Annotated in this window: 10 protein-coding genes; 5 read left to right on the top strand and 5 right to left on the bottom strand. The window is 43.4% G+C overall.

Annotated elements, in window-relative coordinates; genetic code table 11:
* The first annotated feature begins 117 nt into the window (after positions 1-117).
* Entirely contained in the window at positions 118-1,323 is a 1,206-nt protein-coding gene (locus J8M00_RS07850) for an MFS transporter (RefSeq protein ID WP_211009739.1), read from the top strand.
* Between the two features lie 57 nt (positions 1,324-1,380).
* Here J8M00_RS07850 and J8M00_RS07845 read toward each other — a convergent pair whose 3' ends face one another.
* From J8M00_RS07845 to J8M00_RS07835, 3 genes are all read right to left on the bottom strand, one after another.
* Positions 1,381-3,096 carry an alkaline phosphatase D family protein gene (locus J8M00_RS07845; RefSeq protein ID WP_211009738.1) on the bottom strand — a complete coding sequence of 572 codons (1,716 nt, stop codon included), beginning with the start codon at positions 3,094-3,096 and terminating at the stop codon, positions 1,381-1,383.
* Positions 3,097-3,706: 610 nt separating this feature from the next.
* Positions 3,707-5,239, bottom strand: coding sequence for a hypothetical protein (locus J8M00_RS07840; protein WP_211009737.1), 1,533 nt, complete (start codon positions 5,237-5,239; stop codon positions 3,707-3,709).
* A gap of 148 nt (positions 5,240-5,387) precedes the next feature.
* Positions 5,388-6,083, bottom strand: a complete 696-nt coding sequence (locus J8M00_RS07835; RefSeq protein ID WP_211009736.1) for an SOS response-associated peptidase family protein — start codon at positions 6,081-6,083, stop codon at positions 5,388-5,390.
* Positions 6,084-6,205: 122 nt separating this feature from the next.
* Here J8M00_RS07835 and imuA point away from each other — a divergent pair, with 122 nt between their 5' ends.
* From imuA to J8M00_RS07815, 4 genes are all read left to right on the top strand, one after another.
* A complete protein-coding gene (gene imuA / locus J8M00_RS07830) occupies positions 6,206-6,910 on the top strand; it encodes a translesion DNA synthesis-associated protein ImuA (protein ID WP_211009735.1) in 705 nt (234 codons plus the stop codon).
* A 4-nt stretch (positions 6,911-6,914) separates the two neighbouring features.
* A complete protein-coding gene (locus J8M00_RS07825) occupies positions 6,915-8,330 on the top strand; it encodes a Y-family DNA polymerase (RefSeq protein WP_211009734.1) in 1,416 nt (471 codons plus the stop codon).
* The gene (locus tag J8M00_RS07820) at positions 8,330-11,398 is read left to right on the top strand and encodes an error-prone DNA polymerase (protein ID WP_211009733.1); all 3,069 of its coding nucleotides are present in this window, start codon (positions 8,330-8,332) and stop codon (positions 11,396-11,398) included. The genes J8M00_RS07825 and J8M00_RS07820 overlap by 1 nt, the downstream gene beginning before the upstream one ends.
* 193 nt (positions 11,399-11,591) lie before the next feature.
* Complete coding sequence (locus J8M00_RS07815) at positions 11,592-15,452, top strand: two-component regulator propeller domain-containing protein (protein ID WP_211009732.1); 3,861 nt, start codon at positions 11,592-11,594, stop codon at positions 15,450-15,452.
* A 34-nt stretch (positions 15,453-15,486) separates the two neighbouring features.
* Here the strand turns inward: J8M00_RS07815 and J8M00_RS07810 are convergent, their stop codons facing one another.
* Together J8M00_RS07810 and J8M00_RS07805 are read right to left on the bottom strand one after the other, a co-directional pair.
* Positions 15,487-16,152 carry a hypothetical protein gene (locus J8M00_RS07810; protein ID WP_211009731.1) on the bottom strand — a complete coding sequence of 222 codons (666 nt, stop codon included), beginning with the start codon at positions 16,150-16,152 and terminating at the stop codon, positions 15,487-15,489.
* A gap of 122 nt (positions 16,153-16,274) precedes the next feature.
* Positions 16,275-17,312, bottom strand: a complete 1,038-nt coding sequence (locus J8M00_RS07805) for a GGDEF domain-containing protein (RefSeq protein ID WP_211009730.1) — start codon at positions 17,310-17,312, stop codon at positions 16,275-16,277.
* Positions 17,313-17,456 lie beyond the last annotated feature (144 nt).

The raw sequence follows: 17,456 nt of genomic DNA, 5'->3' as shown, positions 1-17,456 counted from the left end.
TGGCTCGAGGTAGGTGGAGTTGGTTTTGATATAAATAACAAAAACATCTTGACCTAAACCTAGCTTGAGGTTTTAGGCTGACCTGAAAAAGATACATAATAAAAACAGGATATTTAGATGGAACTCACTCAATTCTCTTCTCAGATCAGCCGGTTTACCCCGCTTGTATGGACTATGTTGCTAGGCAACTTTTTTGTCAGGGCTAGCTACTACATGGTATGGCCCTTTTTAGCGGTGATCCTGTATAACAAGTTTGCTTTGACAGCCACAGAGGTCGGAGTCCTGCTGACTGGTTCTGCCGTATTTGCCGTTTTACTTGGATTTTATACAGGCAACTTAGCAGATAGATTTGGCCGTTTTACCTTATTATACAGTGCTGTAGTCGTTGGCATTTTAGCATTTACAGCTCTGGCTTTGGCTGAGCAACTGTGGACTTTTTGCATTGCGGTCTTTTTTGCCTGCATGCCACGAACGTTATGGGATGCGCCGAGTAAAGCGTTGCTCAGTGATGAATTGAGTGACAGTCAAGACCGGGAGTTGGCACTGCACTTACTCTATTTTCTGGTGAATGTTGGTGCAGCAATTGGCCCTTTATTTGGTTTATGGGCAGGCCTTAACGGCGAGCAGTTTAGTTTTATCTACACTGCTTTTGCTTATCTCGTGCTGCTTTTAGCATTAATAGTGAAACAAGCTAGTGCCATGAAAGTTGAGCGAGACAGCGCACAAAACTCAGTACCTAGCTTTGGGGCATGGCTGCGTATTTTACGCCAGGATACGCGGTTTTTATGGGTATTGTTAGCAACATTTTTAATTTACTTAGTATTTGGTCAAGGTGATTCGAGCCTAGTGCAATATTTAACACGTGCACAGGTGCCTGAGTTAGCAGTACTTATTTCTAGCCTGATCATTACTAACTCGCTGATCATTGTTATTTTTCAGTTCCCTTTGTTGCATGTGATGCGTGATTGGTCGATTCAATCTCGGCTTTACTGCGGAGGCTGGATTTTAATTCTGTCTCAGTTAATGATGGCGTTTAACCCTGTGAGCAGCTTTTGGGGATGGATTGGTGCTGTTGCGGTATTGAGTTTTAGTGAAGCGATTATGTTTTCAAACATCAATATCTATATTGACCGAATGGCTCCTTCGCATTTAAAAGCCAGCTATTTTGGGGCCGCTGGTCTGTGCTCATTGGGATTTGCATTTGCACCTTTGTTGGGTGGTGTGCTGCTAGATTGGGGCAGTGGAACCACGCTGTTTATTGCTATGGCGATAGCGAGTTTAAAAGCCATCTATTTATACCGTTTGGCTGCTCGCAGCAATTAAAAGGCAGGCGACATTGAAAAGTAAAAGCGCGCTGTTGGCGCTTTTACTTTATGCATTTTAGAAGTTGATTATGGTGGACACCGCTTCTTCTTCTGTGGTTTGAATTGACAGTTTGATTTGCTTATTCTGCCAGTCAATATCGACCATTCCGTAATTACTACCTGATTTATTGATCAGGTGTCTATCGCTGGTGGTTAAATTGCTTACATTGCTGCTGACAATACCTACTTGCCCACTAGGTATGCTTGCACCGCTTGGTGCACAATTCCCCCACTCACCTGCAATCCCTTTGCCATTGTCATCCACTTTAGTGTAACACCAAGGTTGATCATGATCTTTGCTGGTGCAGCCTCTATAAGTGGTAATGCCGTAAGTGAATGGGAATTGACATTGCTGATTGTATTGTCCATTCCCCTTCGTGTCCGCGTAAACAGGTAAGCGTAATGGATTTTCAATATGGTATGGCCAATTTTGACCAAAGCCAGATGCGGTTACTTCATAGACCGTGACTGCTGAGCCATATTCGGTGCTAGCTGGAATAGTTTTTTGTAGTAGCTCACCCCAGTGTTGATCGCCGGAGAGGAATATCACAGCTTTAGTTTTACCTGAGTTAACCGACTTTTGTACAAGGCGAAGCAGTCGATTCCGCTCCATAGGGACTTCAGCCCACGATTCATAGCTGGTACCAGACATACCTGTCTCATTAAGCTCGGCAATAGCCTGCTCAAACTTTTTACCATCGCCATAGGCACAGTATTTGTCTCTACTTCTACCTTGATAGAGTGGTGGTAAAAATTGAATACCGCTGGCGATCAGCTTGATCTCAGAGGGTGTATCAAGCTGTTGCTCAAGCCACTGCCATTGCTGCTCTCCTAAAATGGTTGTTTTATTTCCTTCACAGGCCCCGTAGTTGTCAAATGTAGGCGAGCGAAAATAGCGAGCGTCTAATGTGATCACGTGGGTCCTTTCATTGCTGGGACCGAGCATCTTGGCTTCATAAATACCGGCTTGGGCATTGTGCCTTGGATCCTGTGAAGGAACATCAAAGTGTCGAAGATATTCTTTTTGACTATTCACCCGTTGCGGGTAGTGTTTACCATCATTATTCGCGCCATAATCATGGTCATCCCAAGTGGCCATCACTGGGATTTTGGCCGCTAAAAACTTTTGGTAGTCAATATTACGCTTCTTGTCATCGTACTTCTGACGCATGGTGCTCATGTCCGTGGTATCAGCGTAAATATTATCGCCCAACCAAAGAAATAAATCGGGTTGGTGAGAAATAAGCTTTGCCAGTGCCTGTGGCATATCCCCTTTAGTTTTAAAGCAGGAGCCCAGTGCTACTCTGTCGAGTCTTTTACTTTGCTGAGGGTGGGTGTGTGTCAGTAGAGGTTCATTTTCGATGGTTGCACAGTTTTCCCAATTACCTTGGTCATCTATATAGCACCAAGGCGTATCTTGGTTGATAGTTGCGCAGCCAAAAAACTTTTCCCCTTGATACTGTGAAGGTGTTTGACACAGCTTTCCTGAAATTGTTTTGAATTTTGGAATAGTCTCGGTGCGTACATGCCCCCAAGTTTGTCCATCAACGGCTTGTTTTAAATAACACCATTGGCTGTTGCTGTTGTTTTTATCGGTTGTGCCTTGATAGTGGGTAGTTTGATAACTAAACGAAGACTGACATTGTTCGTAAGGGACTTCTGGCGCAGCGTATGTGTGATATGCGGTACCACTTAACAGAGCTGCTGTTAGTATATAGCTTGTTTGTTTCATTGGTATTCCTATTATTTCTTACTGTTCCTCCCTGTGAATTGTGCCTTTTGCGTAACTGGGCGAATGTGCTTCCTGCTGAACGAAAGCAGTGTATTTCCTAAAAATGAAACGCAGTTGTCAAAAGCATGGCAAAATTATGTCTAATGTCACTGTCGCGCCGTAATTGGCTAGGTTTTTAAGAAGAGTTTGGTTTATAAGTTAATGAAATAAGAGGTTTTTATTATTATATTTATATTCTTTCTCAATTTCCTAATTTATCCACAGTTTACTTGCACTTGTACCTGATATTGGCTATTTTGAACTGGTAATTGTATTTTCCGCATACAACTACAAGGCTACGGACAAAAAGGATTTTGCAATGAAGTTAAAACTAAAAACCATAAAGCTCACGTAATAGAGCAACAGGAGAGTTGACTTGCCAGCTAACGGTAAACGTTCGCTTGGCAGAGGCGTTAGTTGCACAATTTATGTCGGTAGTTGTGGCATGGAGCATTCAAAATAAGTTGATCTCCGGCGACAATATTTGAAATTTGCTAAGTAAAAAGCGGAGCCTATGGCTCCGCTTTTTGTTTTTTCACATCGTGATCGTAAGTGATGTGATATTTGCCAATTATTTAATGCTATTCCAATATTTTAATGAGAAGTTATCAACATTGACCGTTGCGGAGGCATTACTAAATGACCTTACTCGGACTAAAAAGCGATAGAGTTGCTTGCTGTCATCAAGTGGGTATATTTCATCCACTTGGAAGCTGCCTTTACCTAAAGTCCGAGTTTCACAAAATGACTCAAGTTCGCCACCTCGGTAGTAGACATCGGTACATACTTGGAGTGGTTCACCATATTCAGCCTCAGTGACATTGAGATCTAACATAGTATGAATTTGTGTCGCGTAGGCATCATAGCTCCAAGGGAAAAAGTAAGAATAGCTTGCTTGGCGCCAAGGAGAAATGGCCATCTTTAGGCTTTGCTCACCGTACAGAGGAGTATCTTGATTGAGAGAAATCGAGACTTGATCAGGGTAACGCGTGGTAAATTCGACATTGCCTGACTCATAATCATTACGTACTTGATAAGCTGCACCTTCGACTTCTGTAGCCGCACTATACATGTCTATATTTTCAATCAATATGACACCGCTTGCCTCAATATCAAAAGCGATAGAAGTGATCAGTGCTGTGTAGTAGTCATCGCTGAAATCTAACATCAGCGGGACAAGCTTACGCTCGTTCGGAGCTAATACTAGAGTGTTGTAGTTGGCAATTGTATTAGCTGCGCCCGAAAGCTCTTTGGTGAAGTCAGTACGGCCTGAGAATGTAATTGTACGAGGCTCATTACTAGGGTTATGCAATGTGACATAGGTTGCAAGGTAGTTATGTGTGGAGTGAGCCATGAAAAGGCCGCTCGTTTTGTTGAATTTCAGTTTGTGGCGCCCAGACTCATCGGTATTGACCTGTATTGCATATTGTCCATTGTCAGTGTGATGATTTACCACGGAAGGGTTGCCAGAAAAGTACCGTTCAAGCTCCGTTTCGATTGCTGAATCAGAGCTACCATCGATTGTTAAGTGCGTAATTGCTGTGCTCGTTTCGCCTTTATTTTCACCGAGTGATGCTTCTATATTGTCAAAGATAACAGGCATTTCCTCAAGCAAGTGGGTACTCCATTGAGCCGTCACACTGGTGATTTTTTTGCCCTTTGGCAGTGTTGTTTTGAAATCAAAAGAATGTATGCTGTCTGCTTGTGGTGGAACTACGTGGGCGTCCGAGTTGTACACGACCATTTGGCTGCCGTCTTCGAACTCAATCATGAATGATGTGTAGAAAGAGAGGTTTTGTGCAAATTGCGCATGAGCAAGCTCAGGTAGCTTGATATCATAACTGACTTTGAAAGGGGTTGATTGAGAAAATATTTGATTTATTGCGAATGTGCGTTGGATCTCGAAGTGGCTCTGCGCATTCACTTGTAGACTGTAATTTCCCGATATTGGATATTGATTGCTTTGCCCTATGGAAGTGATATCACCGTAATTGATCTCAATTCCTTCAGATGAGCGTTCAAAATCTAGCTGTGCGATTGACTGAGCATAGGCTTGACTTGCAAATAGGCCTGCCAAAGCAAGTACTAAAGACTTAACTTTCATATTCCTTTCCTTATTTAGTTGTAATTTCGCTGTTTTTGTCGGTAGGTTGAATAAAATATTTAGCTCTATTTTTAATAAAACAATAAAATACTAATTTAGTATTAAGTTTTTTACTGTGCTTGCCTATTTCATGAGCTGTTTGTAACTGCTACTGATCTTGCGGAATAATCACTTCTGGTCCTATGGGGTTATAACGGCTCGGTTTATCAATTTGTTGTGCAATTAATGTTTGGGGCAAATATGGCGTCAGTAAGGGCGTGAAGTGTGCCACGTTATGGTAGGTATCATCCAACCATTGATCTAGTAACCTCGGCTGTTGAGGTAAAATAAATGGGCTGGCTTTATCGTGGTATGGCGCAAGCTTTGGGTGCGGCGAAAGCGTAATGATTGAGCAGGAAAATATCTGCTCTTTGGTAACTGGATGATGCCACTTTTTATACAGACCTGCGAAACACAGTGCCGCATTGTGTGCATGAAAATCATAATAATGTAATGGCTTTCCATTTTTATATTGTGTCTCTCCAAACCCTTTTGCAACCACAATACAGCGCTGGTGTCGAAATGGGTGATATGCGGCACTGGTTGTGACATTGAGTTTGTCGTAGCGGCTATTGAACGAGGTATATTTAGAGGGCTTAAAGCCCGTTTCAGTTTGTGCTAGTAACAACCACCAAGTTGCGCCAGTTACTTTACGCTGATTATTTTCTTGATAGATGATACTCACTTTATCTGTTGCTCGTTTAAAGCGTGAGAACTGCATTTTCTCTATTGGGTTTTCGATGCCCAAGTCTAATAAAATTTGGATCACAAAGGGGTCATCTGTGATGTTAAGTCTGCCACACATATGCTTGTCATCTACATTAATGTATCCGCTATGACAAATATAGTTCAGCCAATACGGACGATAAACTTGCACTTTTGAAATCGATCAATGATACTGTATATATATACAGTGAATTGTGTGATATGGCTAATTTAATCGATTTCTTACAGCATCAGAACCTTGTTTGGCAAGGGACTGATAATGCACCGTTGACTCAGCGCTTAGTTGAAAAAGTAAGTACTGGGTATGATGTGCTTGATGCACACCTTGATGGTGGTTTCCCTATGCCTGGTGTGGTGGATATAAAAAGCCACACGGGAGTGGGGGAAGTGCGTTTACTGCTACCTTATATTCGCTCGCAATCGCGCCTATGCGTCATGATAAACCCGCCAGCCTGTATCAATGCCCATGCGCTTGTACATCAGGATGTTATGACTGAACTTGTATGGGTGATCTCGACTAGCACTTGCCAAGAAGCACTATGGGCGGCAGAGCAGTGTTTAAAGAGTGGAGCTTGCGGCAGCGTATTGTTATGGCATCGAGATCTGCAAGTACATCAGGTGAAACGTTTATTACTGAGCGCTCAAACGGGAAAAAGTTTGTGTTGTTTGTTACGTAACGATGTTTCTCAATTTGGTTCTCTGCCTGTGAGTTTATGCTTGCAGCTCGAACCTGGTATTGACGGGCTTAAAATTAAGGTGAATAAATTACGCGGTGGTTGGGCGAAACCCCAATTAACCCTACCTTGGAGATTATTATGGCCCCTTGTGATAGCGCAGACTGAGCAAAAGGCTCCTGAAGCCCAAGTGTTACCTTTTTTACAGCCACAGCGCCGCGCGAGCAGGTAGGGTTATGGCTCTTTGGCTCTATTTACACTTTCCTCAGCTGCAATTGGACAACCTGCATGCTCAAGGTATGCAAGTGCCCCCGACCATTATCGTTTCAGGTAAAAATCACAGCGTCATACAGTTGAATCGGTCAGCTCAGCAGCTTGGGGTGCGCAAAGGTATGGGATTAGGTGCTGCTGCGGCGATGAGTTCGTCGTTATGTGTGCATGAATACAGTGAGGTATATACGCAAAAGCGTTTAATTGAGTTGGCTCAATGGCTCTATTTAGACACTGCTGAAATACATTTATCAGAACCTGAAGGGCTATTGCTAAAAGTGTCGAGTATGCTGTCTTTACATCAAGACTTAGACCATTACTGGCAAGTTATTCAAACTCGACTTGAAACACAGCATGTGCATTATCATTTTAGCTTAGGCTATTCGCCTATTGCGGCACAGCTGCTGGCACAGAATCAGTTTGACAGCTTGTGTCAGAACCGTGAACAACTCATGAAGCAGTTAGGCAAGCTGCCAATCAATACTTTGGCGTTGACGAATCAGCAACAACAAAAGCTAACGCGTGTAGGTGTGAAAACAGTACAGGCCTTATTAGATATTCCATTGGTGGAGCTCGGTAAACGATTCGATACGGCATTAGTACATTATGTTGGGCGTTTACAGGGTAAGCTGCATCACCCGATCACCTTTTATCAGCCGCCTGAAGTATTTGAACGTCATGTAACCTTATTGTATGAAATAGAGAACCTCGACTTTTTAGCCCGCCCATTACTCAAACTGCTTGTGCAACTAGAACAGTTTTTGCGGCTGCGCAATAAGCTGACTCAGGCCATAGAGTTAACATTTTATCAGCGTGATTGTGACGCATTGCAATTGAGTGTAGGGAGCGCACAAGGGGAGTATCGAGCAGATAAATGGCAAGCTTTGTGTCAGCTTGTACTAGAGCGCACTCAGCTCTCAGCTCCTTTACAAGCTGTGGCATTAAAAGTGCCGATACTCTGTGAACCGCAAACATTGGCAGATGATTTATTCTCTGAACGTATTGGCACAATGACAGCTGCGGGTTTATTGAGTACTTTACAGGCAAAATTAGGCGAAGAGGCCGTGCAAGGGATCCAACCAATGGCCGATGCTCGTCCCGAGCTCGCAACAGGTCGAGTTGAGCCATTAGTGCACGCTAAACGCACAACAGTACCAGAGCAAAAACCACCGTTATGTAGGCCTAATCTGTTGTTACCTCGCGTGCAGCCTTTACAGTGCAAAGTGATACTACTACAAGGCCCTGAGAGAATCGCAACAGGGTGGTGGGATGGTCATGAAGTTGAGCGCGATTATTTTGTGGCACAAGATGAAAACTATCGGCGCCTATGGGTTTTTAGAGATCGGCAGCAGCGTTGGTTTATGCATGGGATATTTAGTTAATGCAGTACGCAGAGCTTTTTTGCCAGAGCAATTTTTCATTTTTGACAGGCGCGTCACACCCAGAAGAGTTGGTTAAACAAGCCCACTTTTTTGGCTACTCAGCACTGGCTATTACCGATGAGTGCTCTCTTGCTGGTATTGTGCGTGCGCATACCTTGATAAAAGATGAAGAGCTGGACTTAAAATTGATTGTCGGCAGCGTTTTTCGTTTGGAGTCTCTACAAGTGGTTTTACTTTGCCCAAATAAAAAGGCTTATAGCGAATTGTGTCGCGTGATCAGCAATGCCCGACGGCGGGCTGACAAAGGTGAGTATGCTCTTGAAAAGTGGGATTTGTTATCTGTAAAACACTGTTTGATAATTTGGTTACCGCAGGGGGAAGTTGAGGATGAAAACTGGGGGACTTGGCTCTCTCGACATCATGGCTCACGTGTTTGGATAGGGATACAGCGAAATTTAAGTAATCAAGAAAAACAATATCTGCACCACTGTGAAACATTGGCTCAGCAGCTGCATTTTCCAATTTGTGCCGTGGGCGCAGTGTTAATGCACAGTGCTCAGCGTATCCGTCTCCAGCATGTACTGACTGCCATCAGTCAGAATCAAAGTGTTGAGCAAGTTAAAGCCCAGTTGCTGAACAATTGTGAGCGAGCAATGCGCTCAAAAGATAAAGTCAGCAAAATATTTAAGCCACCTTGGGTCACAGAGTCATTAAAGATTGCAAAGCTGTGCACCTTTAATTTAGATGAGTTGCGTTACCAATACCCCAGTGAGTTAGTGCCACAAGGCCAAACAGCAATGCAATATTTAAGATCTTTGGTAGCAAAAGGCATACAGCGCCGTTTTACTGAAGGAGTCCCTGATGATATTGCCAAGACTATCGAAAAGGAGTTGAGCTTAATTGAAGAGCTGGACTATCCCTACTTTTTTTTGACAATTTACGACATCGTGATGTTTGCCAAAAAGCAGGGGATTCTCTATCAAGGAAGAGGCTCCGCGGCCAATTCTGTGGTGTGTTACTGCTTAGAGATCACGGCGGTAGATCCCCGTCAAGTTGCGGTTCTGTTTGAACGCTTTATTAGCCGAGAGCGCAACGAACCGCCTGATATCGACGTTGACTTCGAACACCAAAGGCGCGAAGAGGTGATCCAATATATTTATCAAAAGTATGGCCGCAAACGCGCTGCATTGGCTGCGACTGTAATTACCTATCGTTTTAAAAGTGCGGTGCGCGATGTGGGAAAGGCGCTTGGGATCAGTGAGTCGCAATTGGTCTACTTTATTAAAAACGTAAATCGACGTGATCGAGGTTTGAACTGGCAAGCGCAAATTGTTGAGTTGGGCTTAGAGCCCGGCTCCTTAAAAGGTGCGCAGTTTATCGAGTTGGTCAATGAAGTCATGGGGTTCCCGCGTCATTTGTCGCAGCATGTCGGTGGTTTTGTGATTTCAGCAGGGCCCCTACATGACTTAGTGCCAGTTGAAAATGCCGCAATGCCAGAGCGTACAGTGATCCAGTGGGATAAAGACGATTTAGAAAGCCTTGCTCTGCTAAAAGTGGATGTGCTGGCTTTGGGTATGCTCAGTGCTATTCGTAAAACATTTGAACTGGTTGAGCAACATACGGGGCGAAGCTTGAGCATTGCGCAGCTAACCCGATTACAAGATGACCCAAAAGTGTACGACATGATTCAAAAAGCAGATACTGTGGGGGTATTTCAAATTGAGTCTCGTGCACAAATGAGCATGCTACCTCGTTTAAAACCTCAGTGTTATTATGATTTAGTGATTCAAATAGCCATTGTGAGACCGGGACCAATTCAAGGTGATATGGTGCATCCATTTTTGAAGCGGCGCAGTGGTGAGGAGCCTGTTACCTACCCTTCCGAGGCTGTGAAGTCAGTACTGGAGCGCACCTTAGGGGTGCCAATATTTCAAGAGCAGGTCATTAAGCTGGCGATGGTTGCTGCTGGGTTTTCGGGAGGGGAAGCCGATAAACTCAGACGTGCGATGGCGTCTTGGAAAAAGACCGGTGAGTTGATGCAATTTAAAGAAAAGCTACTCAACGGCATGACTCAAAGAGGGTACGATAGTCAATTTGCAGAGCGTATTTTTGAGCAGATCTGTGGGTTTGGAGAGTATGGCTTTCCCGAGAGTCACTCCGCTTCATTTGCCGTATTAGCGTATGCATCGTCTTGGCTTAAGTACTATTATCCGGCGATGTTTTACACCGCATTACTCAATAGTTTACCTATGGGGTTTTACAGTGCTTCACAGCTACTCCAAGATGCTAGGCGCCACAATGTGCCTGTCTTACCTGTATGTGTGAACCACTCTCGCTATGAGCATTTCATATGCCAAGTTGAAGGGCTGTGGGCTATTCAGTTAGGCTTTAGGATTATTAAGGGACTTAATCAAAATACCGCAATACTCATAGCTGATAAACGTCCTGAGCAGGGGTTTGCAAGTGTACGGTGTTTGTCTGAATTAGGTGTGGAGAAAGCGGCACTCGAACGCTTGGCATCTGCAAATGCGCTGTCTTGTTTTAGCGATGATAGATATGCAGCTCGCTGGCAGCTGATGGAACAAGAGTCTACTTTGCCCCTTTTTAATGCGCTGCCATATGATCAGATGCCCTCTATTCAATCGCCAGATGCGTTTGAAGATTTATTAGAGGACTACGCCGCGACAGGGGTTACACTTAACCAACACCCGATCTCCTTGCTTGATGAGGCCGAAATGCTTGGTGCATTTACACGGATGACAGATTTAAGTAAAAAAACACACAAAAGTTTGGTGACGGTGATAGGTGTTGTGACGGGGAAGCAATCCCCTGGAACAGCTGCAGGCGTGACGTTTTTCACGCTAGAGGATGACACAGGCAATATTAACGTGGTGGTATGGGCAGGCACTGCTAGAGCACAAAAGCAGGCTTACCTAGGCGCGACATTATTAGAAGTAAAAGGGATTATTGAAAAAGAAGGGGATGTAATCCATGTTATTGCTGGACGCTTAATTGACCGCAGTGAGTTGCTACGAGGGTTTGATGCTAAATCACGAAACTTTCATTAAATGGCAGTGTTAGGCTAGAGCATTCTAAACGCCTTGAGTGCTGTCACTTACTGTAACTGTGCCAATCTCGGTTGTGTTTACCTCACTTCGCAGGTACGCTCTGGTTTCTTTCCAAGTTTTCATCCCTTACCTATACTGAAAGCCTAGATGCACTTTATTTGTTTGAACTTTTTAATCGGATATCGTAGTGAACATGTCTTTGCTCATTCGGTTTATCGCTTATTTAATTGCTGCACTGTGTTTGTATGTGCCGCTTCAAGGGATAGCGAATCATCACGCAGAATCTAAACACCGCTTTTTTGAGTTAGGAGAACTCATCTTTCAGCATGTCGGCGACAGTGAAAAAATACCCAAAGGGGTTGTCACAGCTATGGTGCAGGATCAGCAAGGGTTTATTTGGATAGGCACACAATTTGGTTTAGTACGTTATGATGGCTATCGTTTTAAACGCTTTGAGCACACCCCAGATAATCCTTATTCACTACCGGGCAATTTTATTCGCGCATTATGGGTAGGTGCAAAAGGGCGGATTTGGATTGGCACATTTTCCGATGGCATGACGGTATTTGACCCAACGACCAACCAGTTTCAGCACTTCAAACACCATGTGGACAAGACAAATAGTCTGTCTAACAACAATATTCGAGCAGTTACAGGAGATAAAGATGGCAACATCTTTGTGGCAAGCAATGATGGGTTAAATCATATAAATAGTCATACTGGCGAGGTAACAAGGTTAAACAATATTTCTGGGTGTGATTTGCCTTTTAAAACCGCGCGAATACGCTCATTACTTATTGAGCAAAAACAGGTTCTTTGGGTTGGTACTCAATTGGGGCTATGTCGTATAACGCTACCTGATGCACAATTGAATCGGAACACCCAGTTGATTGGGCAAACATATGCACAGTTCAATAACAAAAACGTGTACCGCCTCTATCTAGCTCAAGATAAGGCTGTTTGGGTTGGTACAACAGATCATGGTGCAGCACGTATTGATCAAGAAACTTTTCAGATTAATTGGCTAGAACATCAACCAAACAATGAGAAATCACTGAGTCATCATTGGGTCAATGGGATAGTGCAGCCAAGTGCTGATGAAATTTGGCTCGCTACATCCGGCGGAGGTATTACCGTTGTTGATGCGACATCAACCGATGTAATACGTCATATTCGCCATGAACCTTTAAATGAATATAGCATTGCACTAGATACAATGGGAGCGATGTTAGTAGATGATTCGGGCGTGGTGTGGGTGGGCACTTGGGGCGCAGGCGTGAGCCGATACAACCCGAAAAATGGTGCATTCAGAACATTTGTGCGTCATCTTGAACGACCTAATTCATTGAGCCATAGCGATATAAAAGGTTTTGCTGAGCTGGACAATGGTCAAATTTGGGTGGGCAATGCTCAATCAGGCATCGATATTATAGATCCTAGTGTTGGCGTCATTGGCGGGTTTCGTCCCGAGCCAGACAACCCGCAGGCACTGGCTGATGGCTATGTCAGAGTGATGCTGCAAACCCGAGATGGCAGTGTATGGGCAGGGACTACCAACAAAGGATTACACCGATTTGATTTTACAAAGGGGCGCTTCTACCGCTACATGATACCGGAAGGGTTGCCTAGTATTCAGATCGTAACCCTGTTCGAAACGCCACAAAATAGGCTGTGGGTTGGCACCGGAGAAGGGGTTGCCCTAGTAAACACATTAACTCAAAAAGTAGAGACCCTGTCGGCGTTTAGTGGGCACGAATTGCTCATGGGTAAATCGATATTAAACTTTGCTTATGACCATGCGAATCGCCTTTGGGTTGGTACACGTAATGGCCTATTAGTCATTTTTCTTGACGATAAAAAAGTGATTGAAGTGAGTGCTGAGGCTGGTACAACAGACAGTTTATCTGATAACTATATCAATAGCTTATTGATAGATAACAAGCAAAGGTTAGTGGTTGCCACACCTCATGGACTAGATCGTTTAGTGCATTTTGACGGACTTTACGCCGAGTTTGAGCCTCTTAATGAGTTGGCTGGTAGACCTGCCGGTACGGCGGGAAATTTACTGGAAGATGCGCAGGGGAGGTTGTGGAATGGCTATGGTTGGCTGGATCCCGAGAAGCGCACATGGCAGAACCTCACAAATGCTGATGATTGGGATATAGGCACTATGTGGACAGGTTCATATGCTAAATTGCGCGACGGTACCATGTTGTATGGGGGAACCAAAGGGATCCTAATACTGCGCCCTGATCGTTGGCAAAGTTGGCAGTATCAGCCAAAACTGGTGATCAGTGAGCTGGAAGTTGACAACCTAACAGTGCCAGTTCCTAATCAGTTGCAGTTACCAGCATCGACCAAAAGCTTTTCCATAGAGTTTTCAGCATTGGATTTTACCTTTCCAGAACGAAACCAGTATGCGTACAAACTTCAAGGTTATGACGAAGATTGGATTTATACAGATGCGTCAAAGCGACGTATCACTTATACACGGCTTCCTCCGGGTCGTTATCATTTGCATATAAAGGGAACTAATCGCAAAGGGGTTTGGAGCCAGCATCAAATAGATTTAAGCATTGTGCAACAGCCTAAGTGGTTTGAAACAACCTGGTTTAAACTGTCGTTACTGCTACTTATTATCGGTGCTTTTTATGGCTTTTATCGCTGGCGAGTACGAGGCTTGAAGACGCAGCAAGTGGCATTGGACAGGCTTGTGCAATCACGTACCGAAAATATTTCTATGTTGGGCACTATAGGCCAAGAGATCACCTCGACATTGCAGTTAGACTCGGTGCTAGAGCGGGTGTATAAACACGTCAATGAGCTAATGAATGCGGATGTTTTTGTGATCGGTATTTTGGATCCACCTCGTCAGCGCATACTTTGCCAATTGGCCATAGAGCAAGGAAAAAAATTACCTTCATTTGAATATGTGCTGACAGATAAGCGTCGCCCTGCGGTGTGGTGTATCAACAACCAAAAGGAACTGGTAATCAATCAAATCGAAGAGCTAAATCGCTATGTTGAGGATTTGGCTCCACCTGTAAGTGGTGCCAGTACAGAGTCCCTGATCTACTTACCCTTGATTATTGATAAGCAAGTGTTGGGCTGCCTTACCGTACAGAGCTTTAAGCCATCAGCTTTTAATGACAACGATGTACAAATGCTTCGCACCATTGCCAACTACACAGCCATTGCGCTTGCCAATGCGGAGTCTGTAGAAAAGTTGGCGTCTACATTCGAGCAGCTTAAAGATGCTCATGACAACCTTAAACAGACACAAGAACAATTAATACAACAAGAGAAAATGGCGGGTCTTGGGCGTCTCGTATCAGGTGTTGCACATGAAATAAATACCCCACTAGGGATCGGAATTACAGCGAGTTCTCATGCCGTGAAAGAATTAAAGGAGTGTCACGATTTGTTTGATAGTAACAAGCTTACAAAAACCAAGCTGCAGTCATTTATTGAAGTAATGACAGAGAGTTTACTGCTGTTAGAATCGAATCTGACACGGGCCGCACAGTTGGTTAAAAACTTTAAACAAGTCGCTGTAGATCAGTCAATTGAGGAGCTAGGTGAGGTTAATCTTGGACAATATTTAGAGGATATTCTGATGAGCTTAAAACCAAAGTGGAAGCACACAGATATCACTCTCAATACGCAATTTCCCGATGACATTGTATTTTCAACTTATCCAGGAGCCATTGCACAGATCCTCACAAACTTGGTTGAAAACGCAGTAAAACATGGTTTTGATGAAGGAAAGCAGGCGGGAGTGATTGAAATCAGTTTGGTGCGTACAGACACTCATATCGAATGGACCTTCACCGATAGTGGTAAAGGCATGAATAACGAAACACTCAAAAAGGTGTTTGACCCGTTTTACACCACTCGGCGCAGTGCTGGTGGTACAGGGTTAGGTATGCATATAGTCTACAATATTGTTACTCAGAAGCTGCAAGGCGAGATTAGTTGTTTCAGCGAGCCAGAACAGGGTTGTCGATTTACTATTCGACTGCCCATTCATGGCTCGGTAGAAAAGAAGGATTGATAGTCAATAAAAGAGTTAACGATGCTGCTCTTGATCAGCGAAAGTCTTCAGTTTCGAAGTAAAGCTGTTTCAATGTCCCACAATTAACAAACTTATATACTAACTCAGACAATTTAGGGACGCGCTTTGAGGTTCTGAATTTCTGCATGCACGCATTGGTTAAGTCGACAAAAATCAAATGGTTAAAGCTAGGTGTTTTAGTTATCTTGTGAACAAAAATGCGTTCGGTTTTATTGAGTTCAATGCTGGCGTATTCTTGCCATTGTGAGGCTGCGGACAGATCTTTTAGCTTTCTCGCGTAAAGCTTTTTGCTAAAGACGATTGTTCTGTCACTATACACTTTAAAGCCATCGCGTTTGTAGTGACCTTCGTACACGTCGGCGACAATACTGACTTCTTCACCTCTTTCTAAACGCTGTAAATTAAATGGCTTGGGCTTAATCGTTATGAAGTCTGAATCTCGAACTAGGTTTAAAAATGCAACGTCAGGATTGTCGATCTTATAAACAATTTGAATGTCGCTGGGCAACTTATAAGATGCAAAATTTGTCGCATATATTTTTGAACCGCGGTTCATTAAAACCATGCCATGCTCACCTTGATAAGCAGGGTTGAGTGGAGGTAGCTCTTTTTTTTCTTTTTCGGCAGTGGCCAAAAAGCTGATAGTACAAAAGAGGGTAAACAAAATAATTCTTTTCATAGTGGTTCCTTTGCGCAGCAAGCTTGGTCTGAGTATAGCAACTGGTCGGTTAAGTGCTACGCAATAGCGCTTGGTATTAGATTTTACTTATTTTTCTCTAAATGTATGGCTCAATAAAGCGTTTATGCAGCAACATCTTCAATGCGATTTTGGTTCAAATTGTATAAACACACTCTATCTCGCCCGCGTTGCTTAGCTGCATATAGCGCTTTGTCAGCACAGCTCATCCACTTTGTTTGTGTCAAACCATTCCCTGTCGCACAGAGTCCGAGACTGACTGTTATAGTGCGGTTATCCAGTAGTGCTGACGTTTTGATGTTTGCCCTGAGCTTTTGTGCTACTTTTTCAGCCGTTTTAAGTTGTGTATTGGGGAGCAGTACTACAAACTCTTCCCCGCCAACACGAAATAGAAGGTCTGACTCTCTGATCTGAGCGCGTATATCTGATACTAAATTAATGAGAACTTCATCGCCTTTGGCGTGTCCATATATATCGTTGATCTGTTTGAAGTGGTCAACATCTATCATGATGAGAGTTGAGTCGTTATGGTAGTGAATTTTGTTGGCCAGTGCATCACTTAAAAACAAGTTGAGTTGGCGTCTATTCAATGCGCCAGTTAATGCATCCTTGCTGGATTCTTCTTTGAGCAAAGTATGTAATGCATCAATTTGCCTTAAGAGTAAGTGCACTGCACATGCCGTCAGTAAAAAGGCAAAGAAAAATCGCAATGAATCTGCAACATCATAATTTAAAAAGACATAGGTAGTAGCTGTGAGTAGCAACAGACTATTGAAGATGATGGATGTTATCAGCGGAAATGAAAAACTTATAATGATACTGACGGGAAAGATCCAGAAAATAGTGCCTGCGCCAAGTGTGAACAAGGTTAAACTCACGCAGCTAATGGCGAGTATAGCGATGATATTTTCATTAATCGGCAGTGCTCTGCCTTTGAGCAGTGCATTGCTATCAGCAAGAAAAGCGCAGATAAAAATTGCAATAAGTAACCCTAAAGCATATTCGCCAATGATGAGGTTTTTAACTGCCAAAGGGGCAAATATCACCATAATGATCAAAGACAAAGCAGGAAAAACTTTGCCCTGACCATCAAAATAGGTGTTTAAACGAAGTGAATATTTAGCGTTATATTTAGCTGGCACGCGACATACTCTCTACCATAAATTATGCACTGTCACAGCTATTAATATATATAATTTATTCGTACTTTAAAGGTTTTTTGTGTTAATTATTTGATAATTCTTTGTGCTTTGATTGATTTGAAATAGGCCTTCTAAGTATTGTGT

Source organism: Pseudoalteromonas luteoviolacea, from assembly GCF_018100925.1.
In the GTDB taxonomy this organism is placed as follows: domain Bacteria; phylum Pseudomonadota; class Gammaproteobacteria; order Enterobacterales; family Alteromonadaceae; genus Pseudoalteromonas; species Pseudoalteromonas obscura.
Note: the sequence above shows the minus strand (reverse complement) of the source record. Positions and strands in the feature narration are given on the sequence as shown.

Bases quoted from the DNA above. Each gene is read 5' to 3' on its own strand.
- J8M00_RS07810 (WP_211009731.1), bottom strand. From the start codon at position 16,152: ATGAAAAGAATTATTTTGTTTACCCTCTTTTGTACTATCAGCTTTTTG.
- J8M00_RS07820 (WP_211009733.1), top strand. From the start codon at position 8,330: ATGCAGTACGCAGAGCTTTTTTGCCAGAGCAATTTTTCATTTTTGACA.
- J8M00_RS07845 (WP_211009738.1), bottom strand. From the start codon at position 3,096: ATGAAACAAACAAGCTATATACTAACAGCAGCTCTGTTAAGTGGTACC.
- J8M00_RS07835 (WP_211009736.1), bottom strand. From the start codon at position 6,083: ATGTGTGGCAGACTTAACATCACAGATGACCCCTTTGTGATCCAAATT.
- J8M00_RS07825 (WP_211009734.1), top strand. From the start codon at position 6,915: ATGGCTCTTTGGCTCTATTTACACTTTCCTCAGCTGCAATTGGACAAC.
- J8M00_RS07815 (WP_211009732.1), top strand. From the start codon at position 11,592: ATGTCTTTGCTCATTCGGTTTATCGCTTATTTAATTGCTGCACTGTGT.
- imuA (WP_211009735.1), top strand. From the start codon at position 6,206: ATGGCTAATTTAATCGATTTCTTACAGCATCAGAACCTTGTTTGGCAA.
- J8M00_RS07840 (WP_211009737.1), bottom strand. From the start codon at position 5,239: ATGAAAGTTAAGTCTTTAGTACTTGCTTTGGCAGGCCTATTTGCAAGT.
- J8M00_RS07850 (WP_211009739.1), top strand. From the start codon at position 118: ATGGAACTCACTCAATTCTCTTCTCAGATCAGCCGGTTTACCCCGCTT.